Genomic DNA, 24,006 nt, shown 5'->3' with positions numbered 1-24,006 from the left:
GGGTCGGGAGGGGAGCCGGCAAGCCGGAGGATGCCACGCCCGCGGGCGCGGCACCCGTCGGGTCTTACTCCTGGCCGGCGACGATGAAGCTGACGGCGTCGCCCACGGTCTTGAGGTTCTTGACCTCGTCGTCGGGGATCGTGACGCCGAACTTCTCCTCCGCGTTGACGACGATCGTCATCATCGAGATCGAGTCGATGTCGAGATCGTCGGTGAAGGACTTCTCGAGCGCGACCTCCGAGGCGTTGATGCCCGTCTCGTCGGTGATGAGCTCGGCGAGGCCGGCGAGGACCTCATCGTTGGTGAAAGCCATGTGGTTTTCCTCTTTCTTGCGGGTTGTAATCGGAACCGTGGAACAGTCTAGGCAACCGCGGACGCGGATCAGGGGAGGACGACGACCTGAGCCGCGAACACGAGCCCGGCGCCGAAGCCGATCTGCAGGGCGAGGCCTCCGGACAGCTCGGGATGCTCGGACATCAGGCGGTGGCTCGCGAGCGGGATCGAAGCGGCCGAGGTGTTGCCCGTCGTCTCGATGTCGCGGGCGATCACGGTGCTCTCCGGGAGCTTCAGCTGCTTCGCGAACTCGTCGATGATGCGCATGTTCGCCTGGTGGGGGATGAATGCGGCGAGGTCGGATGCCTCGACGCCCGCGACCTCCAGAGCCTCGCGGGCAACCTTGGCCATCTCCCAGACGGCCCAGCGGAACACCGTCGGGCCCTCCTGGCGCAGGGTCGGCCACGGCGCCAGGCCGTCGCGGAACTCCGTGAGCGTGTGGTTCATGCCGACGGCATCCGCCTTCGAGCCGTCGGAGCCCCAGACGGCGGGGGCGATCCCGGGGGTCTCGCTGGGTCCGATGAGCGCTGCGCCCGCCCCGTCGCCGAGGAGGAAGGAGATGCTCCGGTCGGCCGGGTCGACGATGTCGGAGAGCTTCTCGGTGCCGATGACGAGGGCGTAGTGCGCGGCCCCGGTGCGGATCAGCGCGTCGGCCTGTGCGACCGCGTAGGCGTATCCGGCGCACGCGGCGTTGATGTCGTAGGCGGCGGCCGGGTTGGCGCCGACGCGGTCCGCGACGATCGCCGACACCGACGGGGACTGCTTCGGGTTGCTGATGGTGGCGACGATCACGAGGTCGACCTGCGAGGCGTCGACGCCGCTGTTCGCGATGGCCTCCGCGGCGGCGTCCGTCGCGAGATCGATGGCATCGGTGCCGGCGGCGGCCCGCGCCCTGGTGACGATGCCCGTGCGCTGGCGGATCCACTCGTCGCTCGAGTCGATCGGGCCGATGAGGTCCTCGTTCGGCACCGCGTTCTCGCCGCGCGCCGCGCCGTAGGCATAGATGCGGGTGTAGGCCGGGCCTGAGGCCTGCTTGAGCACGGCGGTCACTTCGTCTCGCTTCGCTCGCTCAGTACGGCGGTCATGCGGCTGCTCCGTTCAGCAGCTCCACGGCTGCGTCGAGGTCTTCGGGGGTCTTGACGGCGACGGCGGGAATGCCGCGCAGTCCGCGCTTGGCGAGCCCGGTGAGCGCGCCCGCAGGAGCGAGCTCGATGAGGCCGGTGATGCCGTGCGCGGAGAACGACGCCATGTCCAGGTCCCAGCGGACCGGCGATGCCACCTGGCCGACGAGCAGGTCGAGCGCCTGCGCGCCGTCGGAGACGACGGATCCGTCGTGGTTGGTCCAGAGCGTGAGGGAGGGCGCGGATGCCGTGATCCCCGCCACGGCCGCGCGGAGCTCCTCGACGGCGGGCGACATGTACGAGGTGTGGAACGCCCCGGCCACCTGCAGCGGGATGACACGGGTGCCCTTGACGGGGTCGGCCGCGAGCGCCGCGAGGGCGGGGAGGGTGCCGGCGACGACGAGCTGGCCGCCGCCGTTGTAGTTCGCGGGGGAGAGGCCGAGCTCGGCGATGCGGGCCAGGACGGTCTCCTCGTCGCCTCCGAGGATCGCGCTCATGCCGGTGGGCGTCTGCGCCGCGGCATCCGCCATCGCACGTCCGCGGACTCCGACGATGCGCATGCCGTCCTCCGCGCTGATGACGTCGGCGCCGACGAGGGCGGCGATCTCACCGACGGAGTGCCCGGCGATGCCGTCGGCCCTGCGCCCTGCGCGTTCGACCAGCACCTGGCCGGCGATGATCGACGCCGCGACGATGAGCGGCTGTGCGATCCGCGTGTCGCGGATCGTGTCGGCATCCGAGACCGTGCCGTGCCGGACCAGATCGACCTCGGCGGCATCGGAGTAAGCAGCGATCCGATCGGCGACGCCGTCGAGTTCGAGCCAGGGCGCGAGGAAACCGGGGGTCTGAGAGCCCTGTCCGGGGCAGGCGACGACAATCACCTGACCAGTCTGCCAACGATTTCCCCCAGAGGGTGGATGATCTCTCACAAGATTACGGAAAACCCTTGTGTGTGGCGTACAGCGCTTAGCGCAGGCGCCGCGGGTTCGGACGACGGCGCACGGGATCGACCGTGCCGATCGAGCCGAGGATCAACGCGGTCTGGAGGATCAGCGCCTCACGGGGGCCGGTCGCATCCCAGCCGATGACCTCGCTGACGCGCTTCAGGCGGTATCGGACCGTGTTGGGGTGCACGAACAGCTCGCGCGCCGTGGCCTCGAGGGACCGGCCGTTGTCGAGGTAGCTCCACAGCGTGGTGACGAGGTCGGTGGAATGCGCCTGCAGGGGACGGTGGATCCGCTCGATCAGCGTCTGCTTGGCCAGCGGATCGCCGGCGAGCGCGCGCTCCGGAAGCAGGTCGTCCGCCTCCACAGGACGTGGTGCTCCGCGCCATGCGCGGGCGACGGCGAAGCCGGCGAGGGCTGCCCTGGCGCTCTGTCCGGCGTCGACCAGGGCTGCGACCGCCGGGCCGACGACGACGTATCCGGGGCCGAAGGACGGTTCGAGCCGTGCGGCGATCTCGTCGAACGCGAGCTCGTCGTCCTCGCGGTCCTGGGCATCCGTCTGGGCACGGCCCACGACCAGGACGAGCCGCGAGCCCTGCACGCCGACGAGCACGTCGACGGCGAGCTTGCGCGCGGTCCTGCGGACCTGGTCGATGTCGAACTGCGCCGGCGTTGTGCCCACGATGACGCAGACCTCGCCATGGCCGTGCCAGCCGAGGGCCGCGATGCGGCTGGGCAGCTCCTCGTCGGCCTCGCCCGTGAGGATGGAGTCGACGACGAGCGCTTCCAGCCGGGCATCCCACAGCCCGCGCGCCTCGGCGGCACGGGCATAGACGTCGGCGGCGGCGAAGGCGACGTCGCGCGAGTAGAGCAGGATCGCCTCGCGGAGGTGCTCGCCCTTGCCGGCGACCCGCTCCTCGGTGACCTCGACGGTCACGCGGATCAGCTGGAGCGTCTGGGTGAGGCTGACGCTGCGCAGCAGCTCCCGAGGGGCCGCGGCGAAGATGTCTGCCGCGATCCACGGCGTAGACGTCGGATCGTCGTACCACTGGATGAACGACGTGATTCCCGCCTGCGCCACCAGCCCGACCGCGGAGCGGCGGGCCGGCGGCATGTCGGCGTACCAGGGGAGGGTGTCCTCCAGGCGCGTGATCGTCGCGGTGGCCAGGTCTCCCGAGATCCGGCGCAGCCAGGCCAGGGTCGACGCCTTGTCCATCGACGCGGGAGGCGAGCCTGTCACGGCGGACTCAGCTCTCGCCGCCGGCGTTCCCGCTCGTGCCGGCGTTGACGTTGTGCAGATCGTACTTCTCGATCGCCTGGGCGATGACGGAGCGATCGAGCGTGCCCTTGTCGGCGAGGCCCTGCAGGGCGCGGACGACCATGGAGGGTCCGTCGATCTTGAAGAACCGCCGGGCGGCGGCACGCGTGTCGGCGAAGCCGAAGCCGTCCGCGCCGAGCGTGTAGTAGTCACCGGGGACCCACTGGCGGATCTGATCCTGTACCGCGTGCATGAAGTCGCTCGTCGCGACGAACGGCCCCTCCGCGGACGACAGCTTCTGCGTCAGATAGGGGATCTTCGGCTCCTCGGCAGGGTGCAGGAAGTTGTGCTCGTCGGCGGCGAGGCCGTCGCGGCGCAGCTCGGTCCAGCTCGTGACGGACCAGACATCCGCGACGACGCCCCAGTCCTCGGCCAGCAGCTCCTGCGCCTCGAGCGCCCACGGCACGCCGACGCCCGAGGCGAGCAGCTGCACGCGCGGGCCTTCGCCCTCGCCGGCGGAGATGCGGTGGATGCCCTTGACGATGCCGTCGACGTCCACATCCTCCGGCTCGGCCGGCTGCTTCATCGGCTCGTTGTAGACCGTCAGGTAGTACATGACGTCCGGGTCGGGGTGCGAGCCGCCGTACATGCGCTCGAGGCCCGACTGCACGATGTGCGCGACCTCATACCCGAACGCGGGATCGTAGGAGATGGTGGCCGGGTTGGTCGATGCGAGCAGCGGCGAGTGGCCGTCGGCATGCTGCGTGCCCTCGCCGGTCAGCGTCGTCCGTCCGGCCGTCGCGCCGATGACGAAGCCGCGGGCCATCTGGTCGCCTGCGGCCCAGAAGGCGTCGCCGGTGCGCTGGTAGCCGAACATCGAGTAGAAGATGTAGATCGGGATCAGCGGCTCGCCGTGAGTCGAGTACGACGTCCCCGTCGCGGTGAACGCGGCGGTGGCGCCGGCCTCGTTGATGCCGACGTGCATGATCTGCCCCTGCGGGCTCTCCTTGTACGCCAGGAGGAGCTCACGGTCGACCGAGGTGTAGTTCTGGCCGTTGGGGTTGTAGATCTTCGCGGTCGGGAAGTAGGCGTCCATGCCGAAGGTGCGAGCCTCGTCCGGGATGATCGGGACGACGCGCTGACCGAAGCCGTTCACGCGCATGAGGTCCTTGAGCATGCGGACGAACGCCATCGTGGTGGCGACCTCCTGGTTGCCAGAGCCCTTCTTCAGGAGCGCGTAGTCCTTGTCCTCCGGAAGGGAGAAGGGCACATGCGTGCTGCGACGCTCGGGGAGGAAGCCGCCCAGGGCGCGACGGCGCTCCAGCATGTACTGGATCGTCTCGTCCTGCGCGCCGGGGGTGTAGTACGGCGGACGGTACGGGTCGGCTTCGAGCTGCGCGTCCGAGATCGGGATGTGCATGGTGTCGCGGAACAGCTTGAGGTCGTCCAGCGTCATCTTCTTCATCTGATGGGTCGCGTTGCGGCCCTCGAAGTGCGGGCCGAGGCCGTAGCCCTTGACCGTCTTGGCGATGATGACCGTCGGCTGTCCCTTGTGCTCCATCGCCGCCTTGTAGGCCGCGTACACCTTGCGGTAGTCATGGCCGCCGCGGCGGAGGTGCCAGATGTCGTCGTCGGAGTAGTCCTTGACGAGGGCGAGCGCTCGCTCGTCCCGACCGAAGAAGTTGTCCCGCACATAGGCGCCGTTCTCGGCTTTGTAGGTCTGGAAGTCCCCGTCGGGGGTGACGTTCATGAGGTTCAGGAGGGCGCCGTCGGTGTCGCGGGCGAGCAGGTCGTCCCACTCCCGTCCCCAGACGACCTTGATGACGTTCCATCCGGCGCCGCGGAAGAACGACTCCAGCTCCTGGATGATCTTGCCGTTGCCGCGGACCGGGCCGTCGAGGCGCTGAAGGTTGGCGTTGATCACGAAGGTGAGGTTGTCCAGGCCCTCGTTGGCGGCGACCTGGAGCTGTCCGCGGGACTCGACCTCGTCCATCTCGCCGTCGCCGAGGAAGGCCCAGACGTGCGAGTCGGCGACGTCCTTGATGCCGCGGTTGGCGAGGTACTTGTTCGTCATCGCCTGGTAGATCGCGTTGATCGGGCCGAGGCCCATCGACACCGTCGGGAACTGCCAGAACTCCGGCATCATGCGCGGGTGCGGGTAGGAGGGCAGGCCGTTCGGCGCGCCGGACTTCTCCTGACGGAAAGCGTCGAGCTGGGCCTCGGTCAGCCGGCCCTCGAGGAATCCGCGCGCGTAGGCGCCGGGGGAGGCGTGGCCCTGGTAGAAGATCTGGTCGCCGCCGGAGGGGTCGTTCTGGCCGCGGAAGAAGTGGTTGAAGCCGACCTCGTACAGCGAGGCCGCAGAGGCGTAGGTGGAGATGTGCCCGCCGACGCCGACGCCCGGACGCTGGGCGCGGTGCACGGTGACGGCGGCGTTCCAGCGGATCCAGTGACGATAGCGCCGCTCGAGCTCCTCATCGCCGGGGAACTCCGGCTCGTTCTCCGGGGCGATCGTGTTGATGTAGTCGGTGGTGGGGACCATCGGAACGCCGAGGTGCAGATCCTTCGACCGCTTGAGCAGGCTGAGCATGATCTCGCGACCACGGCCGTGGCCCTTCGCATCGACGAGCTCGTCGAGGGACTGCTGCCATTCGCCGGTCTCTTCCGGATCGCTGTCGAGGGGGCCCTGGGAGTACGGATCCTGGTCGTGGACGGTCACGGGGAGCCTTTCGTCAAGCTGGCAGGTCTTGCCAAGGAAACGGGAAGCGACACGGGGAGCCTTGTCGGCTCGGCACAACGCGCGCCGGATTCAGCCTATCCCTGTTCCACGAACTCGTCGCACATCCGCCGGGGCGAGCACAGCGCCGCGGAGCATGACGGCGGAGGAGGCGTCCGCCCCGGAACGTCATCCCCGCAAGGACGCGGCGGCCGCCTCGAGCGTCTCGGCCGAGGCCTGCAGCAGGGCGAGCTCGTCGGGGGAGAAGACGATGCTCCGGATCGGGAACGCGCCGCGCGCGCTCACGATCGACGGGACGGACAGGGCGGCGCCGTCCACCCCATGGAAATCGTGCAGGACGGTGCTCACAGGCATGACGGCGTGCTCGTCGCGGAGGATCGCCTCGACGATGCGGGCGCTGGAGAGCCCGATCGCATAGTTGGTCGCGCCTTTGCCGCGGATCACCCTGTATGCCGCATCGCGCACCTCGGCGGCGATCTCTCCCAGCTCGCCGAGCGTCAGCCGCGGGTGGTCCGGCGTCTCCCAGTCGAGCAGCGGCACGGTGCCGATGGTGGCGCGGGACCAGAGCGGGAACTCCGTGTCGCCGTGCTCGCCGACGATGTACGCGTGCACGCTCGACGTCGCGACGCCGGTGCGCTCGGCGAGCTTCCATCGCAGTCGCGAGGTGTCGAGGACCGTTCCCGAGGCGAACACGCGCTCGGGGGGAAGGCCCGTCTCCTGCTGGGCGACGACCGTCAGGACGTCGCAGGGGTTCGTGACGATCACATAGATCGCGTCCGGGGCCGCGTCGAGCAGGCGGGGCATCATGGTGCGGATGATGCGGGCATTCGTCTCTGCGAGCTCGATGCGCGTCTGGCCGGGGCGCTGCTTCGCCCCCGCCGTGATCACGACGACGTGGGAGCCCGCGACGACGGAGATGTCGCTGCCGCCGACGATGTCGCTCGATCCGGTGAACTGCGTTCCGTGCGCGAGGTCGAGCGTCTCGGCCTCGACCTTCTCCGCGGCGATGTCGTACAGCGCGATGCGGCGCGCCGAGCCCCGGATCAGCGCCGCGTACGCCACGCTCGATCCCACGCTTCCCGCGCCGACCACCGTGAGCTTCGCGTTCTCGATGATCCGCATGCCACCAGTCTCACAGGTGGGATGCCCACGGGCCAGAGCGCGCGTGCCGAGCACGATGTGGGCCCTGCCGGGATCGAACCGACGACATCCACGGTGTAAGCGTGGCGCTCTACCAGCTGAGCTAAAGGCCCTGACCCTCCCAGCCTACCGGGCGGCGCGCATCGGCTCGGCCTGGGGCGGAGAGCGGTCGATCAGGATGCGGGAGCGCGTGCGGCCTGCGTGCTCAACGGTCCGGCGAGCCGTTGCGGACGACGAGCGCCGACGCACCGCGGCCGACCCGCACGACCTGCTGTCCGAGGACGATGATCACCGCGAGCGGGAACCCGATCCAGAAGAGGTTCGGCAGCACCGCGACGGCCAGGAAGCCGAGCAGGTCGCCGCGTTCGAGCGACTGCCGCGTCATCTCCAGCCCGCTCGAGGCTTCGACGAGGAAGTAGATCACGGTCTTCCAGAAGGTCGCGACGGAGACGATCAGAGCCAGCACCAGCCCCGACCAGCGCCGCAGGTGGAAGAAAATCCAGACGATCACGAGGACCTCGAGGAGGTTCGCCCAGCTCTGGGCGCTTCCGAAGGCGTCGAACTGCGCGTAGCGGTGGTCGAAGGTCCCGTAGAGCACATGGCCCGGCCAGACTCCGGCGAGCGGTCCTCCCGCATGCGAGACGGGTCCGAGCAGCACATAGCAGGCGTCGTAGGTCTGGATCGCGGCGGTCACGCAGAGCCAGACGATCACCCATCCCGGCATCCGCAGATCTTCGGGATCCAGGGCCGGGGCGTCGCGCGCATCGGTTGCGGTCATGGCGGAGAGTGTAGCGACAGGTCTGAGCGGCGACGTCGTGACGCTCCGCAGGACTATGCGCTCGTCGCTGAACGCGCGCGTGCCGGCCACAGGCGGCGGGGGAGCTCGAACAGCAGGCTCACCGGCATCCTCCGTCCGAGGAGCGCGAGCACCGAGGAGATCGCGACCGTGGCGAGGAAGATGACGACCAGCGCGACGGTCGGCTGTGCCAGCCCGGCCTTGGCCGCGAGCCAGCCCAGCGCCGCGAACACCGGATAGTGCGAGGTGTAGTAGATCAGCGAGTACCGGCCGACGAAGCGCGCGGGCGCGAGCCACCGGACATCCGGGATCGTCGCGGCGACGCGGACCAGGATGAGGATGCCGAGCATGGCCGGGATCGCCGCCAGCGGCTGATACCAGAGGCCGCCGTCGCGGCCGTCGGCGGCGGCGAGCTGGCCGTCGACGCCCGAGTACACGGCGATAGCGAGCGGGACGACGGCCAGGACCGCGGCCGTCCGGACGCCGAGCAGGCTCGCGTACCGGTCCCAGTGCTTCTCGATGAACGCGCCGAGGAAGAAGAACGGCATCAGGTAGAGGAACCGCTGCAGGAGCTCGAGCCCGGGGTCGGTCACGGCGAACGCGCCCGCCAGCGGGAGCACGATGAGCACCCAGATCGGGATCCAGCGGATCAGCAGCGCGATCAGGTAGTAGGCCAGCACGAACTGCATGAACCACAGATAGGTGTTGAAGAGGTCCAGCGAGAACGCGCCGTCCACGACGAACTCCATGGCCGCGTAGACGAGCGTCCAGACGACGATCGGCCAGAGGATCCGGCGGATCTTGCCCCAGACGTACTCGCCGGCGGGGCGCTTGAGGGACCCGGCGACGAGCAGACCGGACAGGAACATCAGCATCGGCATCCGGAAGGGCGCGAAGAAGTCGCTCAGGAAGACGAAGGCCTCGGGAAGGTCCCCGATCCGGTACTCGACCGTCTGCGTGCTGTGGTGCAGGATGACGAGCAGGATCGAGAGGCCGCGCAGGACGTCCATCCACCCGATCCTGCGACTGTGCCGCTCGAGCGCGTTGCGGATGTCGCCGCCCCGCCGGGTCGCGGCCTCCGCCCTGGTGCGGGGCGGGGCGTCGGACTTCTCAGGCGATTCGGGCACGCGGCGAGTATACCGATCGCCCGCTACGACTCCTCGTGCGTGCGCGGGTCGGCGCCGAACAGGCGGCCGTCCGGCCGTCCGAGCGCGGTGATCGCGTCGATCTCCGCGGAGTCCAGCGCGATGTCCGCGGCGGCGAGGTTCGCCCGCTGATGCTCCGGAGAGGCCGCCTTGGGGATCGAGACGACCTCGCGCGCGACATGCCAGGCCAGCACGACCTGAGCGGGGCTGACGTCGTGCGCCGCGGCGATCTCGACGATCACGGGTTCGTCCAGCAGCTCGTCGGCATGTCCGATCGGGCTCCACGCCTCGGTGATGATCCCGTGCTCGCGGTGGTAGGCGAGCTGTTCGACCTGCGGGAAGTACGGATGCAGCTCGATCTGATTGACGACGGGGCGGACGCCGGTCTCCTTCTCCAGGCGCTCCAGGTGCTCGGGGAGGAAGTTCGACACGCCGATCTGACGGACGATGCCGCGCTGCTGCGCGTCGACGAGCGCCGACCAGGCCTGGACGTACTCGCCCTGGCTGGGGTTGGGCCAGTGGATCAGATGCAGATCGGTGGCGTCGAGGCCGAGCCGGCTGCGGCTCTCCTCGATGCTCCAGCGCGCCTTCTCGCCGGCGTGATGGCGACCGGGAAGCTTCGTGGTCACGATGACCTCGGCCCCGGCGGCGGAGGCATCCGCGACGCCGCGGCCCACGGAGCCTTCGTTCTCGTAGTTGAAAGCCGAGTCGACGAGCCGGTACCCGGCCTCGATCGCGCGGGTGACGGCGCCGGCGCCGGCGGTGCCGCGCAGCCCGTAGGTGCCGAGGCCGATGGCGGGCAGCGCGAAGCCGTTGTGGGCGGTGAAGTGCGGCAGAGCGGACACGGTACTCCTCTGGATGCTTCTCGGCGGATGTCTCGAGCCAGCGTACGCGCGACAATGGAGTCATGCGCTGCCCCTGTTCATCCGGCGACACGTTCGAGGCGTGCTGCGGGCCGATCCTGGCGGGAGCTCCGGCCCCGACCGCGGAGCGGCTGATGCGGTCGAGGTTCACCGCCTATGCGCGCGGCGACGCCGTCCATCTGCTGCGCACCTGGCATCCGTCCACCCAGCCGTCGGCGCTGGAGTTGGGCGACGACATCGCGTGGCGCCGACTGGACGTGCTCGAGACGGTTGACGGGGGACCGTTCGCCAGGGCGGGCGAGGTCCTGTTCGAGGCGTTCTACCGGGAGGCCGGCGCTCCGGCATCGATGCGCGAGCGCAGCAGCTTCGTCCGTGAAGGGCGAGAGTGGCTCTACGTCGACGGCGCGCCCGGCTGAAGACGGCCGGGACGGATGTCACCGACTGCGGCTAGGTTTGGACTCGTGAATGCGACCCCCGAACAGCAGCGTCTCCTGCTCGACGTGGCGGATCTCGACCGCCGCATACAGCAGTCCGAACGTGCGCGCACGCAGCCGGCCCACGCGGCCCGCATCAACGAGCTCGCGGGCATCCGGCAGGAGCAGCTGCGCGAGCTGACGCTGCTGACCGGAGCTCTCGACGACGCGAAGGCCGAGCTGCGCCGTCTCGAGGCGGACGTCGCCGTGGTCGAGCAGCGCCGCGCCCGCGACGCCGGCCGTCTCGCGACCGCGACGAATCCGAAGGACGCCCAGGCGCTGGAGAGCGAGCTCGCGAGCCTGGCCCGCCGCACGAGTGCGCTGGAGGACCAGGAGCTCGAGGTGATGGCGCGCGTCGAAGAGGCAGAGGGCGCGGTCGCGGCGCAGCAGGCGGTCATCGATGCGACGACCGCGGAAGGTACGGAGCTCACGACGCAGGCCAAGGCCGGGATCGCGGCTGCGACGGCGGAGGGCGCGCAGCTCGCACGCGATCGTGAGGCGGTCTCCGCGGGCGTGGATGCCGCGCTCCTCGCGGAGTACGCCCGGCGGGCGGCGCGCGCCGTCGGTGCGGCTCTGCTGCGGGCCGGGACGTGCGAGGGATGCCGGATGGTGCTCTCGGGCACCGACCTGAACGCGATCCGGCAGGCGCCGGCCGATCAGGTCGTCTCGTGCCCGGAGTGCGGCTGCATCCTGGTGCGCACGGAGGAGTCCGGCTTGTGATCGCAGGTCGCGGCGGACGTGCCGGCATCTGCTGACCGGCGCATAGCGCTCGCAGAGACGTCGGACGGGATGATCGCCGTCGAGCTCTCGGCCGAGGGCACGGAGACCGGCCGGAGGGCGCTCCCGCGGGCGGAGGCGCCCGACTGGCTGAGAGCCGTCGAGGCGGACGATGCGCCGCGGTGGGTGATCCGCAGCGCGCGCGAGCTGTACCCGCGGCTGCTGGCGGACGGCGTGGTGCTCTCCAGAGCGCATGACCTCGTCCTGTGCCACGCGATCCTGCGCGACACGGTCCTCGTCGCCGATCCGCTGCAGGCGGATGAACGCTGGCAGGCGGCGCCGGCGGAACCGGCTGTGCCGACGCTGTTCGACGCCCTCGTCACGGGCGCGCGCGATCCCGTCGAGGACATGCTCGACCAGTACCGTGCGCAGCTGCGCGTGCTGGACTCCGCGCCGGATCGAAGACTCGCCCTGCTGTGCGCGGCGGAGTCGGCCGGAGGCCTCATCGCTGAGGAGATGCGCGCGGCGGGGGTTCCATGGGACGCCGTCGTGCACGATCGGATCCTTGTCGAGACGCTCGGCGAGCGTGCCTCGGGAGGCCTTCCCCGGCAGATGGCCGCTCTGGCGGATGACGTGCGCGAGGCGCTGGGTGATCACCAGGTGAACCTGGACAGTCAGCAGAAGCTGCTCCGGGCGCTGCACCGGGTCGGGGTGACCGCGGAGTCCACGAGCAGATGGGAGCTCGCCCGGCACGAGCATCCGGCTATCCCCCCGCTGCTCGCTTACAAGAAGCTGGCGAGGCTGCTCAGCGCGAACGGCTGGACCTGGCTGTCCGAATGGGTGCGCGAGGGGCGATTCCGTCCGGTCTACATCACCGGCGGCGTCGTCACGGGCAGATGGGCGTCTTCCGGCGGGGGAGCGCTGCAGCTGCCGCGCTCCCTGCGGCCGGCCGTCCGGGCCGACGACGGCTGGAGGCTCGTCGTCGCGGACGTCGCCCAGCTGGAGCCGCGGATGCTGGCGGCGATGGCCTCGGACGCGGCGATGGCGACGGCGGCCCGGGGGAGCGACCTCTACGCCGGCGTGGTGGAGTCCGGGGCGGTGTCGACGCGGGAGGAGGCGAAGTACGCCGTGCTGGGTGCGATGTACGGTGCGACGACGGGCGACAGCGGCCGGCTCGTGCCGCGGCTGCGGAAGGTGTTCCCGCGGGCGATGCGCCTGGTCGACGAGGCCGCTCGCACCGGCGAGGACGGCGGGGTGGTGTCGACCTGGCTGGGGCGGAGCTCGCCTCCTCCCGGTGCGGCGTGGCGTGCGCAGCAGGCGGCGGCGAGCGATGCCGACACGACGCAGGCTCAGGTGCGGGAATCGCAGCGACGGGCCAGGGAGCGCGGCCGGTTCACCCGGAACTTCGTCGTGCAGGGGACCGCGGCCGAGTGGTCCCTGATCTGGCTTGCGGAGATCCGTCATCGCCTGCGCGCGCTGCCGCTCGCGGTGCGGCCGGCGCCGGCGTCCGGGCCCTTCGCTCGGCAGGCGCATCTCGCGTTCTTCCTGCATGACGAGGTCATCCTGCACGTTCCGGAGGAGCAGGCCGAGCAGGCCGCGGATGCGGTGCGCGATGCCGCCGCGGTCGCCACGCGCCGCCTCTTCGGCGATTTCGCGATCGACGTGCCGCTGGACCTGAGGATCGCCCGCACCGCCGAGAAGTAGACTGGAGAGGCGAACGGGCCGACCGGACGGTCGCGTGGCGGGAGACCGCACCGAGGAACGTCCGGGCTCCACAGGGCAGGGCGGTGGGTAACACCCACCCGGAGCGATCCGCGAGAAAGTGCCACAGAGAGCAGACCGCCGGGGCGTGCCCCGGTAAGGGTGAAAGGGTGGTGTAAGAGACCACCGGGGGCCGTGGTGACACGGTCCGCCAGGTAAACCTCGCCCGGAGCAAGGCCAGACAGAGGATGTCGACGCGGCTCGCCGAGTCCTCGGGTAGGCCGCTGGAGCGGCACGGCAACGTGTCGCCGAGAGAGATGACCGTCGAAGGGACGCCCGAGAGGGCCCCCGGAACAGAACCCGGCGTACAGGTCGACCCCTTCGCACCAAACCGCAACACCACGCCGAAACGCTGCGATTCCGCAGCGGTTTCGGCGTGGTGTTGCGGTTTCGGGGGTCAGTCGCCGGCGAGCGACGCGGCCCCGATGATGCCGGAGTTGTTGCGGTGGATCGCGGGGACGATCGGGGTCTTCAGCTCCAGGAGCGGGAGGAAGTCGGCGGCGTTCTTCGACACGCCGCCGCCGACCACGAACAGGTCAGGGCTGAAGAGGAACTCGATGTGTGAGTAGAAGGCCTGCAGCCGTTCAGCCCACTCCGCCCAGCTGAGGCCCTCGCGCTCGCGCGCGGAGGTCGCCGCCCAGTGCTCGACGGACTCGAACTCGCGGAAGTTGAGATGGCCGAGCTCGGTGTTGGGCAGGAGCACGCCGTCGTAGAGGAACGCCGATCCGATGCCGGTGCCGAGCGTCGTCAGCAGCGTCAGGCCGATGACGTCCCTCGCCGCACCGTGACGGGCCTCCGCGACGCCGGCGGCGTCCGCGTCGTTGACGAAGACGATGTTCCGGCCGAGGCCGTCGCGGAAGAACTGCTCGGCTTCGAAGTCGATCCATTCCTTCGAGACGTTCGCGGCGGAGAGGGTCCTGCCCCGCTTGACGATGGCCGGGAAGGCGACGCCGAGCGGCAGGGTCGAGTCATGCACGTCGAGGGTCTTCAGGACCTTCTGGACGGCGGCGAGCACGTCCTGGGGCGAAGCGCCTTCAGGCGTGTCGACCCGCACCCGGTCGGAGGCCATGGTTCCGTGCTCGAGGTCGACGATGCCTGCTTTGATACCTGTGCCGCCGATGTCGACGCCGATCGCTTTTGCCATGGGCAATAGCCTAGCGAGAGGCCGCGTCGACAGTAGGATCGTGACAGACGCTTACGAAGGGATCCGGCATGTCGGACAGCGAACGCAAGTACTGGTACAACTCGGTGACCGGTGAGGTGGAGTTCGGATTCATCTCCCCGTCCGCTGACCGCGTCGGCCCCTTCGACACCGAGGCCGAGGCCGCTCAGGCGCCCGAGCTGCTCAAGAAGCGCTCGGCCGCCTGGGCGGAAGAAGAAACAGCGGAAGACGGCTGGGGAAACTGAAGCATGGACAAGCAGAGGGACTTCGTGCTCCGCACGATCGAGGAGCGCGGCGTCAAGTTCGTGCGGCTCTGGTTCACCGACGTCATCGGCACGCTCAAGTCGGTGGCGATCGCCCCCGCGGAGGTCGAGGGCGCGTTCGCCGAGGGAATCGGCTTCGACGGCTCCGCGATCGAGGGGCTGACGAGAACTTCAGAGTCGGATCTGCTCGCGCAGCCCGATCCGACGACGTTCCAGATCCTGCCCTGGCGCGGGGAGATCGACCCGACCGCGCGCATGTTCTGCGATCTCACCACGCCGGACGGCCAGCCGGCGGTCGCCGACCCGCGCCACGTGCTCAAGCGCACCCTCGCGAAGGCGGCGGACGCCGGATTCACGTTCTACACGCATCCGGAGATCGAGTTCTACCTGCTCAAGTCGTCCACATACGGCGCGGAGGGGCCGGTGCCCGTCGACTCAGCCGGATACTTCGACAACGTCCCCGGCGGCACGGCGCACGACTTCCGCCGCCGGTCGGTGCGGATGCTGGAGGACCTCGGCATCTCGGTCGAGTTCAGCCACCACGAGGGCGGACCGGGCCAGAACGAGATCGACCTGCGGTATGCGGACGCCCTCACGATGGCGGACAACGTGATGACCTTCCGCACGGTCATCAAGGAGGTGGCGATCGAGCAGGGCGTCTATGCGACCTTCATGCCCAAACCGCTCAGCGGCCATCCCGGCAGCGGCATGCACACGCACATGTCCCTGTTCGAGGGCGAGCGCAACGCCTTCTACGAGGAGGGTGCGAAGTATCAGCTCTCCAAGACCGGCCGCCAGTTCATCGCCGGGCTCCTGAGGCACGCCAATGAGATCGCGGCGGTGACCAACCAGTTCGTGAACTCGTACAAGCGCCTCTGGGGCGGCGACGAGGCGCCGAGCTTCGTCACCTGGGGGCACAACAACCGCTCCGCACTGGTCCGGGTTCCGATGTACAAGCCGAACAAGGGCGGATCCTCGCGCATCGAGTACCGCGCGCTGGACTCGGCGGCGAACCCGTATCTCGCGTATGCGCTGCTGCTGGCGGCCGGTCTCAAGGGCATCGAAGAGGGATACGAGCTCCCGCCCGAGGCCGAGGACAACGTCTGGGCGCTCAGCGACGCGGAGCGTCGTGCGCTCGGCTACTCGTCGCTGCCGGCCAGCCTCGACCATGCGCTGGAGTACATGGAGACCTCCGAGCTGGTCGCGGAGACGCTCGGGGAGCAGGTCTTCAACTACGTCCTGCGAAACAAGCGCAAGGAGTGGGAGGCCTATCGCGGCCAGGTCACGCCCTTCGAGCTGAAGAGCAACCTCGAGCTGCTCTGATCCTCCATGGCACGACTGGACGACTCCGTCTCCCTGTCTGCTCTCGCGCGCCTGGGCTTCACAGAGCTCGGCGCGGCGACGGAGGCGCTGAGCGAGCTCGCGGAGCTCACCGGCGTCGATCGCGTCGTGCTGGCGAGCGATGTCTCGTCCGCGGATCCCGACGCCGCCGTGGCCGCCATGATCCGCGTCGCCCGCCGGGACGCCGGTCCGCTGTCGGCCCTGCTGTCGCGGACGGAGAGCCGTGCGCTGGTGTGGCGGCTGTTCGGTGCGTCGACGGGCCTCGCCGACTTCTTCTTCCGTCATCCGGATGAGCTGGACGTGCTGGCGGAGCCCGTCGCCGCCGCCCCCGCTCCGGGGCAGCTGCGCGATCGGATGCTGGCGGCCGTCGGCGCGGTCGACGGCTTCGCGGCGTCCGCCGAGGACTCGGCCTGGGTGCGTCTGCGGGTCGCCTATCGTCGAGAGCTGGCGCGGATCGCCGCGGTCGACGTGAGCGATCCCGATCCTGCCGCGCTCATCCCCGCCGTCTCCGCCGCGCTGGCGGACGCCGCGGGTGCGGCGCTGGAGGCCTCGCTCGCCGTCGCGCGCGCACGTGTCGCGGCGAGCATGCCGCGCGATGCGGTGGCCGCGACGCAGCTCGCCGTGATCGGGATGGGCAAGGCGGGGGCGCGCGAGCTGAACTACGTCAGCGATGTGGACGTGATCTTCGTGGGCGGCACGGCGGACGAGGAGGTCCTGGACGAGGCGCGCGCCATCGACATCGCCACGCGGCTGGCCCGCGAGACGATGCGGGGACTCTCCGGCATCGAGACGGAGCCTCCGCTGTGGGAGGTCGATGCGAATCTCCGACCGGAGGGAAAGCAGGGCGCGCTCGTGCGCTCGCTCGGCTCGCATCTGGCGTACTACGACCGCTGGGCGAAGAGCTGGGAGTTCCAGGCTCTGCTCAAAGCTCGCCCGCTCGCCGGCGACCCCGCGCTGGGCGCCGCGTACATCGAGGCCGTGCAGCCGAAGGTGTGGTCGAGCGCCGCCAGGGAGAACTTCGTCGACAGCGTGCAGCGGATGCGCGAGCGCGTGAGGGAGCACATCGACCCCTCCGACGCCCCTTACCAGATCAAGCTCGGCCAGGGCGGGCTGCGCGACGTGGAGTTCACGGTGCAGCTGCTGCAGCTCGTGCACGGTCTGACCGATCCGGGCATCCGCACGCGCGGGACGCTGGAGAGCCTCGACGCGCTCGTCGCCGGCGGGTACATCGGACGCGCGGAGGCGGCGACGTTCGCGAAGGACTATCGCACGCTCCGCCTCCTCGAGCACCGTCTGCAGCTGAAGGATCTCTCGCGCACGCACCTCATGCCCCGCACGGACGAGGGGCTGCGGGTGCTCGCGCGCTCCACGGGGCTCGCGGACTCCGGCTCGGGGATCTGGGAGCTCTGGGAGCACGTGCGCCGCGAGGTGCGCGACATCCACACCCGGCTCTTCTACCGTCCGCTGCTGACGGCGGTGGCCTCCCTTCCCGAGGAGGAGCGCAGCCTTTCCACGGAGCAGGCGCATGATCGCCTCGCGGCGATCGGCTTCCGCGACCCGGCAGGTGCTCTGCGCCACATCGGCGCCCTGACGAACGGCATCAGCCGCAAGGCGACGATCCAGCGCCACCTCATGCCGGTGATGGTGCGATGGTTCGCGGACGGCACCGATCCCGACTACGGGCTCATCGCCTTCCGGCGCATCAGCGAGCGGCTCGGCGACACCCCGTGGTTCCTGCGGATGCTCCGCGACTCGTCCGGAGCCGCGGAGAGCCTCACCCGGCTGCTCTCCGGTTCGCGCTACGTCGGCGAGCTGATGGAGTGGATCCCGGAGTCGGTGGCCTGGCTGGACAGCAGCGAGTCGCTCCGGCCTCGGAGCGAGGACGCGCTCGACGAGGAGGCCAGGGCGATCAGCACCCGGCACGAGAGCACGGCGGAGGCGCTGCGCGCCGTCCGGGGACTCCGTCGCCGGGAGCTGCTGCGCACCGCGATGGGCGCAGTGCTGGAGGTTCTGACGATCGAGGAGATCGCCGCCGCTCTCACCGGGATCGCCTCCGCGACGATCCAGGCCGGGCTCCGTGTCGTGCGGCGCGAGATCGTGCCGTCGGAGGACGACGCCCTGGACTTCGCGATCATCGCGATGGGCCGCTTCGGCGGTGCGGAGCTGGGGTTCGGCTCGGATGCCGACATCCTGTACGTGTACGACGCGAACGGCGTCGACGCCCAGCGCGCCCAGCAGCTCTCCGTGAAGCTGGTCAGCGCTCTGCGCGAGAACCTGGCCGATCAGAGGGTTCCGCTCGACCTCGACGCCGATCTGCGTCCGGAGGGTCGCAACGGACCGGTCGTGCGCTCCTTCGACGCCTACGCCGAGTACTACCGGCGCTGGTCGCTGTCCTGGGAGGCGCAGGCGCTGCTGCGGGCTCGCGGCGTCGCCGGGAGCGCGAAGCTCACGGCGCGGTTCATGGAGCTCGCCGACGGCATCCGGTACCCCGAGGACGTGGATCCCCAGGGTCTCCGCGAGATCAAGCGCATCAAGGCGCGCGTGGAGGGGGAGCGGCTGCCGCAGGGCGCCGACCCGCGACGGCACCTCAAGCTGGGACCGGGTTCGCTGAGCGACGTCGAATGGCTCGTGCAGCTGCTCCAGCTGCAGCACGCGGCGGCCGAGCCGGCGATGCGGACGACGTCGACGCTCGGCGCGCTGGCAGCTGCCGTGGACGCCGGCATCGTCTCCGAGGAGGATGCCGGGCGCCTGCGGGAGGCGTGGCGTCTGTCCAGTCGTCTGCGATCCGCCATCACGCTGCTCACCGGCCAGACGAGCGATGTCCTTCCGTCCGACCGTCGTCAGCTGGACGGGATCGGCCGGCTCCTCGGCTACCCGGATCGCTCCGCGAGCGCCGTCGAGGAGGATTACCTCGGCGTCACCCGTCGGGCGAGGCGCGTGTTCGAACAGCTCTTCTACGGATAGCGGCTCAGCGGGTCCTCGCAGTTGTCATATCGGCGATATGCGCGCATGCTGACCGGATGAGCAGCAGCATGGTCGGCGTCGTCTGGAATCCTTCGAAGGTCGATGAGGGGGAGTTGCGGGGTGCCGTCGCCTCGGCGTTCGAAGGCGAGGCGCTCTGGCGCGAGACGAGTGTCGATGACCCAGGGCGAGGGATGGCCGAGGAGCTGCTCGAGGCGGGATGCGCCACCGTGATCGCGGTCGGCGGGGACGGCACGGTGCGTGCGGTAGCCGAGGCGCTGGCGGGAACGGACGCCGTTCTCGGCGTCGTGCCGCGCGGCACGGGCAACCTGCTGGCCCGCAATCTCGAGGTGCCTCTCGACGACGTTCCGGCGGCGCTGGATCGGATCGCACGCGGAGACGAGCGGACGATCGACCTCGGGTGGGTCGCGATCGACGGTGAGGAGCGGGCGTTCGCCGTCATGGTCGGCTTCGGCGTCGACGCGCAGATGCTCGTGGAGACGGACGACGACCTCAAGGATCGCGCCGGCTGGCTGGCGTACGTCGAGGCGATGGGACGCGCGCTGGCCGGAACCGAGATGACCGGCCTCGCGCTCACGCTCGACGACGGCGAGCCTCAGGGCCTCCGGGGGCACACGCTGCTGATCGGCAACTGCGGGATGCTGCAGGGCGGCATCCGCCTGCTCCCGGACGCCGTGCCGGACGACGGCCGGCTCGATCTCCTGCTGGTCAGCGCCGACGGCGCCCTGCAGTGGATGGAGACCGTGCGCTCCGTGGTGTGGGACAACGGCATCCGCCGGCTCTTCGCGCGCGACGCCGAAGCCGTCAGCACCGGCTCGACCAGGCATCTGACCGCCGAGCGCATCCGCGTCGAGCTGGAGGCTCCGCTCGTGTTCGAGATCGACGGCGAGGATGTCGGCGAGGTCGACGCCTTCGATGTGCGGGTCGACCCGGGCGCCCTCCGCGTGCGCTGATGCCGATGGCGTCGAGGACGACAGGACGTCACGGCGTGCTGAGGCTCGCGGGAGCAGCCGTCCTGCGATCCTGAGCGGGGAAGACGACCTTCTGCACGATGATGATGATGCTCGCCGCGACGGGGATCGCGACCAGCGCCCCGAGGATGCCGCCGAGCGCGCCTCCGGCCACCGCTGCGATCACGACGAGGGCTCCCGGCACGGCGACGGCGCGGCTCATGATGCGCGGAGACAGGACATATGCCTCGATCTGCATGTAGACGAGGTAGTAGCCGAATGCGATGAGCGCGGTCAGCGGGGAGGCGATGAGGCAGATCAGCGCGTTGACGATCGACGCCGAGAGCGTGCCGACGAGCGGGATCAGAGATCCGATGAAGGCGATGAGCGCGAGCAGCGCCGGCACCGGCGCTCCGATGATGCTGAGGACCAGAAGGCTCAGCACGCCGTTGACGAGCGCGAGGCTCGCCTGCCCCATCACGTAGCGGCCGACGGCGCCGGAGACGTCCTCCAGGAGTTCGCTGAACGTGTCGCGCTGATAGGCGGGGACGAAGCGAGCGGCGACCTTCTTCATCCCGCGCAGCGACGCCATGAAGTAGAGGGTGAGGATCAGCACGATCGTGACGCCCGTGAGGCCTCCGGCGATGCCGGCGCCCACGGCGAGCAGGCCGCCGCCGATGGAGGTCAGGTTGCTCGGGTCCTGCAGGAAGTCGAGGATGCCGCCTGCGGCGTCCTCGAAGGTCGAACCGAAGGTGGCGCTGAGATTCAGGAACCAGTCGCTGCGGCTGATGTCCTCCACCATCTGCGGGCCGTTCTCGATCAGGTTCGTCACCTGTTCGACGACGATAGGGACGATGGCGAGCACGATCCCCGCGAAGACGACGACGACGCCGGCCACGACGATCGCGACGGCCGCCGCGCGCGGCAGCCTCCGCTCCAGGAAAGCCACGATCGGATCGAGGCCGAGCGCGAGGAAGAGCGCCACGCCGATGTAGACCAGGACCGTCGCGAGCTGGCCGACGATGCTTCCGATGAGCAGGGCGACGAGCACGCCGAGCGCGCCGAGCAGTCCGAACGTGAACGGGTTCACCCGTGCGACGGTGTGCGCGAGGCCGCTCTGCTCCTCGGGGGCCGATGGCGGCGTTTCCGGACTCGATGCGGGCTGAGGCCGCCTCGTGCGGACTGTCGATCTCGTGCGGCGCATGTGCTTTCCCCCGTGCTCTGTCATGTGTCCGTCGCCGGACCGGATCACATAGTCGAACACCTCTGGCCGTCGCCGTCAAGCCGGTGGACGAGCAGGGGGACTGTCCGGCTCCGCGCGGCGTGGGCAGATCGCGGGCGCCCTCACGGATCGCGGGCTCCCTCACGGGAGGATGTCGAGGTTCCTGAACGTCGCTCCGTCATCCGTCCACCGCTGATCACGTCGCGGACGCTCTGAGAGATACAGGATCGCGCCCCCGATGATCGCAAGTGGACCGAGGGACAGGCCGGCGGGCGCGAAGCCCTCCGAGACCGGCACGCCGAAGAGCAGCGGGGGCAGCGAGGCGAGGATCAGCAGTGATCCGCCGGCCATCAGGATGATCCCGACCGTACGGTGGGGGCGACGTCTTCGAGGCCTCCTCACAGCAGCTCGTCGTCGTCCTCGTCGTCCGCAGGCCCTGTCGGGGGATCCGGGTCCTCGAGGTCCCCTTCGGGGTCGGGGTCGACGTCCTCCCCTTCGGGGTTGGGGTCGTCCTGGGACAGCGCGTCTTCGGGATACACGGGGTCGCTCATGTGGTCTCCGTCCGGTCGTGGTCGAATCATGCTCTCCGCCCACCGGGGTTTCGTCAAGTCCCCTCGTGCGGAGCGCTCTCGTCGCGAAGGCCGCGCATCGGCTCCCGTGAGGGACGGACCGTGACTGCGAAGCCCGAAACTCGCTGCATGAGCATGAGCATGAGCATGAGCATGAGCATGAGCATGAGCATGAGCATGAGCCGTCGGCGATCGCATGCCGTGACGATCGCCGGAGCCGGGTTGCGCAGAAGGCATCCTGCGCCCCCGAACGGAAGATGCCCCCTCCGGGCTGGGGACCCGTGGAGGGGGCGTTCGTCACTCGGGCGGCAACGAAAAGCTGCCTGACTGGGGATCGAGGCAGCGGGGGTCGCCGTTGACCTCCTCATTTTTCACGGTCCCGGGGGTTTCGGCAACGTGAGACAGGTTCTTTGTGGGAGCGCTACCACGCGGCCGCTGGATCCTTATGGCGTGTTGGAAGTCCGCAACAAACGCCGCTCCGCCGCGCCCCGTCGACGGAATCCGATCCCGGGGAGAGCCGTCCGTTCCCGCGGGAAGGGGGAAAACACGGGAGCGGACCACTCCACGACGTCGACCCGACGAGCGAGTCGTCACGGTCCGCGGTGCTCGCCGTCCTGGACACGCACGAGAGCCCGCCCCAGCGGGATGCTGAGACGGGCTCTCGTGCGATCTGCGGATCTCCTGCGGACTGGCCTCAGAAATCCCGCGGGACCTGGCTACACTCCAAAATAGAGCTCGTATTCGAACGGGTGCGGACGCTGCGCGATCGGCAGGATCTCGTTCTCGATCTTGTAGGAGATCCAGGTCTCGATGAGCTCTTCGGTGAACACGCCGCCCTCGAGCAGGAACTGGTGGTCGGCGCGGAGCGCGTCCAGCGAGTCCAGCAGCGAGTTGGGGACCTGCGGGATGTTCTTGGCCTCCTCGGGCGGAAGCTCGTAGAGGTCCTTGTCGACCGGCTCGTGCGGCTCGATGCGGTTCTTGATGCCGTCGAGGCCAGCCATCAGCTGAGCGGCGAAGGCGAGGTAGGGGTTTCCGGACGCATCGGGGGCGCGGAACTCGATGCGCTTGGCCTTCGGGTTCGAGCCCGTGATCGGGATGCGGATCGCGGCGGAGCGGTTGCCGGCGGAGTACACCAGGTTGACCGGGGCCTCGAAGCCCTTGACCAGACGGTGGTAGCTGTTCAGCGTCGGGTTGGTGAACGCCAGCAGCGCCGGCGCGTGCGCCAGGATGCCGCCGATGTACCAGCGCGCGATGTCGCTGAGCTGGCCGTAGCCCGCCTCGTCGTAGAACAGCGGCTTGCCGTCGTTCCACAGCGACTGGTGCGTGTGCATTCCGGAGCCGTTGTCGCCGAACAGGGGCTTGGGCATGAAGGTCGCGACCTTGCCCCACTCCTCCGCGGTGTTCTTGACGATGTACTTGAACTTCAGGATGTCGTCCGCCGCGTGCACCATCGTGTCGAAGCGGTAGTTGATCTCCTGCTGGCCGGCGGTGCCGACCTCGTGGTGAGAGCGCTCCAGCGTGAAGCCCGAGTCGATCAGCTTGAGGGTGATGTCGTCGCGCAGATCCGCCGTCTTGTCGACGGGGGACACGGGGAAGTAGCCGCCCTTGTACGGGGTCTTGTTGGCGAGGTTCCCGCCCTCCTCCTCGCGGCCGGTGTTCCACGCGGCCTCCTCGGAGTCGACCTTGTAGAAGCTCTCGCCGGCCGTGACGGAGTAGCGCACGTCGTCGAAGATGTAGAACTCCGCCTCAGGGGCGAAGTACGCGGTGTCGGCGATGCCGGTCGATGCGAGGTACTTCTCCGCCTTCTTGGCGACCTGGCGCGGGTCCTTCGAGTAGATCTCGCCCGTGCGCGGGTTGTAGATGTCGAAGATCATGACCAGCGTCTTGGCCTCGCGGAACGGGTCGAGGTATGCCGTCGTGACATCGGGGATGAGCTGCATGTCGGACTCGTGGATGTTCGCGAAGCCGCGGATGGACGAGCCGTCGAACAGCTGGCCGACGGTGAAGAAGTCCTCGTCGACGGTGGACGCCGGGATGTTGAAGTGCTGCTGCACGCCGGGCAGATCGGTGAAACGGATGTCAAGGAACTTGACGTCGTTCTCCTTGATGTAGCTCAGCACCTCGGATGAATCGGTGAACATGTATCACTCCTGGATGACGCGGGTCGGGGCCTTGGCCTTCGAGCAGGCTATGGCCGCAGCGTTTCTCTGGGGTGTCCTGAATGTTTCCGGC

General features: G+C 69.5%; 21 protein-coding genes, 1 tRNA gene and 1 other RNA gene. 8 read left to right on the top strand and 15 right to left on the bottom strand.

What is annotated here, in order from left to right:
- Positions 1–64: 64 nt before the first annotated feature.
- The 10 genes from ACYVGQ_RS10095 to ACYVGQ_RS10050 all read right to left on the bottom strand — a co-directional run bounded on the left by ACYVGQ_RS10095 (position 65) and on the right by ACYVGQ_RS10050 (position 10,316).
- Complete coding sequence (locus ACYVGQ_RS10095; RefSeq protein ID WP_017830435.1) at positions 65–313, bottom strand: acyl carrier protein; 249 nt, start codon at positions 311–313, stop codon at positions 65–67.
- 68 nt (positions 314–381) lie between these two features.
- Entirely contained in the window at positions 382–1,383 is a 1,002-nt protein-coding gene (locus ACYVGQ_RS10090; RefSeq protein ID WP_460784492.1) for a beta-ketoacyl-ACP synthase III, read from the bottom strand.
- A gap of 31 nt (positions 1,384–1,414) precedes the next feature.
- Positions 1,415–2,335, bottom strand: coding sequence for an ACP S-malonyltransferase (locus tag ACYVGQ_RS10085; protein WP_460784491.1), 921 nt, complete (start codon positions 2,333–2,335; stop codon positions 1,415–1,417).
- A gap of 85 nt (positions 2,336–2,420) precedes the next feature.
- Positions 2,421–3,614, bottom strand: a complete 1,194-nt coding sequence (locus ACYVGQ_RS10080; RefSeq protein WP_460784840.1) for a PucR family transcriptional regulator — start codon at positions 3,612–3,614, stop codon at positions 2,421–2,423.
- A 31-nt stretch (positions 3,615–3,645) separates the two neighbouring features.
- Positions 3,646–6,372, bottom strand: a complete 2,727-nt coding sequence (gene aceE / locus ACYVGQ_RS10075; protein ID WP_460784490.1) for a pyruvate dehydrogenase (acetyl-transferring), homodimeric type — start codon at positions 6,370–6,372, stop codon at positions 3,646–3,648.
- 186 nt (positions 6,373–6,558) lie between these two features.
- A complete protein-coding gene (locus ACYVGQ_RS10070; protein WP_460784489.1) occupies positions 6,559–7,512 on the bottom strand; it encodes an L-lactate dehydrogenase in 954 nt (317 codons plus the stop codon).
- 58 nt (positions 7,513–7,570) lie between these two features.
- A tRNA-Val gene (locus ACYVGQ_RS10065) sits at positions 7,571–7,643 on the bottom strand.
- A 92-nt stretch (positions 7,644–7,735) separates the two neighbouring features.
- Positions 7,736–8,308 carry a hypothetical protein gene (locus tag ACYVGQ_RS10060; protein ID WP_460784488.1) on the bottom strand — a complete coding sequence of 191 codons (573 nt, stop codon included), beginning with the start codon at positions 8,306–8,308 and terminating at the stop codon, positions 7,736–7,738.
- Between the two features lie 53 nt (positions 8,309–8,361).
- Positions 8,362–9,453, bottom strand: coding sequence for an acyltransferase family protein (locus tag ACYVGQ_RS10055; RefSeq protein ID WP_460784487.1), 1,092 nt, complete (start codon positions 9,451–9,453; stop codon positions 8,362–8,364).
- Between the two features lie 23 nt (positions 9,454–9,476).
- Positions 9,477–10,316 (bottom strand): aldo/keto reductase, encoded by an 840-nt coding sequence (locus tag ACYVGQ_RS10050; RefSeq protein ID WP_460784486.1) that lies wholly within the window; start codon positions 10,314–10,316, stop codon positions 9,477–9,479.
- Positions 10,317–10,378: 62 nt separating this feature from the next.
- Between ACYVGQ_RS10050 and ACYVGQ_RS10045 the strand changes: the two genes are divergently transcribed.
- From ACYVGQ_RS10045 to rnpB, 4 genes are all read left to right on the top strand, one after another.
- A complete protein-coding gene (locus tag ACYVGQ_RS10045) occupies positions 10,379–10,750 on the top strand; it encodes a YchJ family protein (protein WP_460784485.1) in 372 nt (123 codons plus the stop codon).
- A gap of 45 nt (positions 10,751–10,795) precedes the next feature.
- On the top strand, positions 10,796–11,527 hold the full coding sequence (locus tag ACYVGQ_RS10040; protein ID WP_460784484.1) for a zinc ribbon domain-containing protein: 732 nt from the start codon (positions 10,796–10,798) through the stop codon (positions 11,525–11,527).
- An 18-nt stretch (positions 11,528–11,545) separates the two neighbouring features.
- Positions 11,546–13,228: a bifunctional 3'-5' exonuclease/DNA polymerase gene (locus ACYVGQ_RS10035; RefSeq protein WP_460784483.1), complete on the top strand. Its 1,683-nt coding sequence runs from the start codon at positions 11,546–11,548 to the stop codon at positions 13,226–13,228.
- Between the two features lie 14 nt (positions 13,229–13,242).
- An RNA gene (gene rnpB, locus ACYVGQ_RS10030) (RNase P RNA component class A) lies at positions 13,243–13,609 on the top strand.
- A gap of 73 nt (positions 13,610–13,682) precedes the next feature.
- On the opposite strand, the gene ppgK is transcribed toward rnpB, so the two are convergent.
- Positions 13,683–14,429, bottom strand: a complete 747-nt coding sequence (gene ppgK, locus ACYVGQ_RS10025; RefSeq protein ID WP_460784482.1) for a polyphosphate--glucose phosphotransferase — start codon at positions 14,427–14,429, stop codon at positions 13,683–13,685.
- Between the two features lie 68 nt (positions 14,430–14,497).
- On the opposite strand from ppgK, the gene ACYVGQ_RS10020 reads away from it, so the two are divergent.
- From ACYVGQ_RS10020 to ACYVGQ_RS10005, 4 genes are read left to right on the top strand one after another with little or no spacing between them, the layout of a single operon-like run.
- Positions 14,498–14,692: an SPOR domain-containing protein gene (locus ACYVGQ_RS10020; protein WP_460784481.1), complete on the top strand. Its 195-nt coding sequence runs from the start codon at positions 14,498–14,500 to the stop codon at positions 14,690–14,692.
- A gap of 3 nt (positions 14,693–14,695) precedes the next feature.
- The gene (gene glnA, locus ACYVGQ_RS10015; protein WP_460784480.1) at positions 14,696–16,033 is read left to right on the top strand and encodes a type I glutamate--ammonia ligase; all 1,338 of its coding nucleotides are present in this window, start codon (positions 14,696–14,698) and stop codon (positions 16,031–16,033) included.
- Between the two features lie 6 nt (positions 16,034–16,039).
- A complete protein-coding gene (locus tag ACYVGQ_RS10010; RefSeq protein WP_460784479.1) occupies positions 16,040–19,015 on the top strand; it encodes a bifunctional [glutamine synthetase] adenylyltransferase/[glutamine synthetase]-adenylyl-L-tyrosine phosphorylase in 2,976 nt (991 codons plus the stop codon).
- 56 nt (positions 19,016–19,071) lie between these two features.
- Positions 19,072–19,986 (top strand): diacylglycerol/lipid kinase family protein, encoded by a 915-nt coding sequence (locus ACYVGQ_RS10005; protein WP_460784478.1) that lies wholly within the window; start codon positions 19,072–19,074, stop codon positions 19,984–19,986.
- 28 nt (positions 19,987–20,014) lie between these two features.
- Here the strand turns inward: ACYVGQ_RS10005 and ACYVGQ_RS10000 are convergent, their stop codons facing one another.
- The 4 genes from ACYVGQ_RS10000 to glnA (ACYVGQ_RS09985) form a co-directional block, all read right to left on the bottom strand.
- Complete coding sequence (locus ACYVGQ_RS10000) at positions 20,015–21,073, bottom strand: AI-2E family transporter (RefSeq protein ID WP_460784477.1); 1,059 nt, start codon at positions 21,071–21,073, stop codon at positions 20,015–20,017.
- Positions 21,074–21,346: 273 nt separating this feature from the next.
- Positions 21,347–21,556, bottom strand: coding sequence for a hypothetical protein (locus ACYVGQ_RS09995; protein WP_460784476.1), 210 nt, complete (start codon positions 21,554–21,556; stop codon positions 21,347–21,349).
- 47 nt (positions 21,557–21,603) lie between these two features.
- Positions 21,604–21,756: a hypothetical protein gene (locus ACYVGQ_RS09990; protein ID WP_460784475.1), complete on the bottom strand. Its 153-nt coding sequence runs from the start codon at positions 21,754–21,756 to the stop codon at positions 21,604–21,606.
- A gap of 734 nt (positions 21,757–22,490) precedes the next feature.
- Positions 22,491–23,915, bottom strand: coding sequence for a type I glutamate--ammonia ligase (gene glnA, locus ACYVGQ_RS09985; protein WP_460784474.1), 1,425 nt, complete (start codon positions 23,913–23,915; stop codon positions 22,491–22,493).
- Positions 23,916–24,006: the final 91 nt, after the last annotated feature.

The sequence above is a fragment of the Microbacterium tumbae genome, from assembly GCF_054780175.1.
Note: the sequence above shows the minus strand (reverse complement) of the source record. Positions and strands in the feature narration are given on the sequence as shown.

Coding starts and splice junctions, on each gene's coding strand:
- ACYVGQ_RS10070 (WP_460784489.1), bottom strand. CDS start 7,512: ATGCGGATCATCGAGAACGCGAAGCTCACGGTGGTCGGCGCGGGAAGC.
- glnA (WP_460784474.1), bottom strand. CDS start 23,915: ATGTTCACCGATTCATCCGAGGTGCTGAGCTACATCAAGGAGAACGAC.
- ACYVGQ_RS09995 (WP_460784476.1), bottom strand. CDS start 21,556: ATGGCCGGCGGATCACTGCTGATCCTCGCCTCGCTGCCCCCGCTGCTC.
- ACYVGQ_RS10020 (WP_460784481.1), top strand. CDS start 14,498: ATGTCGGACAGCGAACGCAAGTACTGGTACAACTCGGTGACCGGTGAG.
- ACYVGQ_RS10010 (WP_460784479.1), top strand. CDS start 16,040: ATGGCACGACTGGACGACTCCGTCTCCCTGTCTGCTCTCGCGCGCCTG.
- ACYVGQ_RS10080 (WP_460784840.1), bottom strand. CDS start 3,614: ATGGACAAGGCGTCGACCCTGGCCTGGCTGCGCCGGATCTCGGGAGAC.
- glnA (WP_460784480.1), top strand. CDS start 14,696: ATGGACAAGCAGAGGGACTTCGTGCTCCGCACGATCGAGGAGCGCGGC.
- ACYVGQ_RS10045 (WP_460784485.1), top strand. CDS start 10,379: ATGCGCTGCCCCTGTTCATCCGGCGACACGTTCGAGGCGTGCTGCGGG.
- ACYVGQ_RS09990 (WP_460784475.1), bottom strand. CDS start 21,756: ATGAGCGACCCCGTGTATCCCGAAGACGCGCTGTCCCAGGACGACCCC.
- ACYVGQ_RS10005 (WP_460784478.1), top strand. CDS start 19,072: ATGAGCAGCAGCATGGTCGGCGTCGTCTGGAATCCTTCGAAGGTCGAT.
- ACYVGQ_RS10095 (WP_017830435.1), bottom strand. CDS start 313: ATGGCTTTCACCAACGATGAGGTCCTCGCCGGCCTCGCCGAGCTCATC.
- ACYVGQ_RS10060 (WP_460784488.1), bottom strand. CDS start 8,308: ATGACCGCAACCGATGCGCGCGACGCCCCGGCCCTGGATCCCGAAGAT.
- ppgK (WP_460784482.1), bottom strand. CDS start 14,429: ATGGCAAAAGCGATCGGCGTCGACATCGGCGGCACAGGTATCAAAGCA.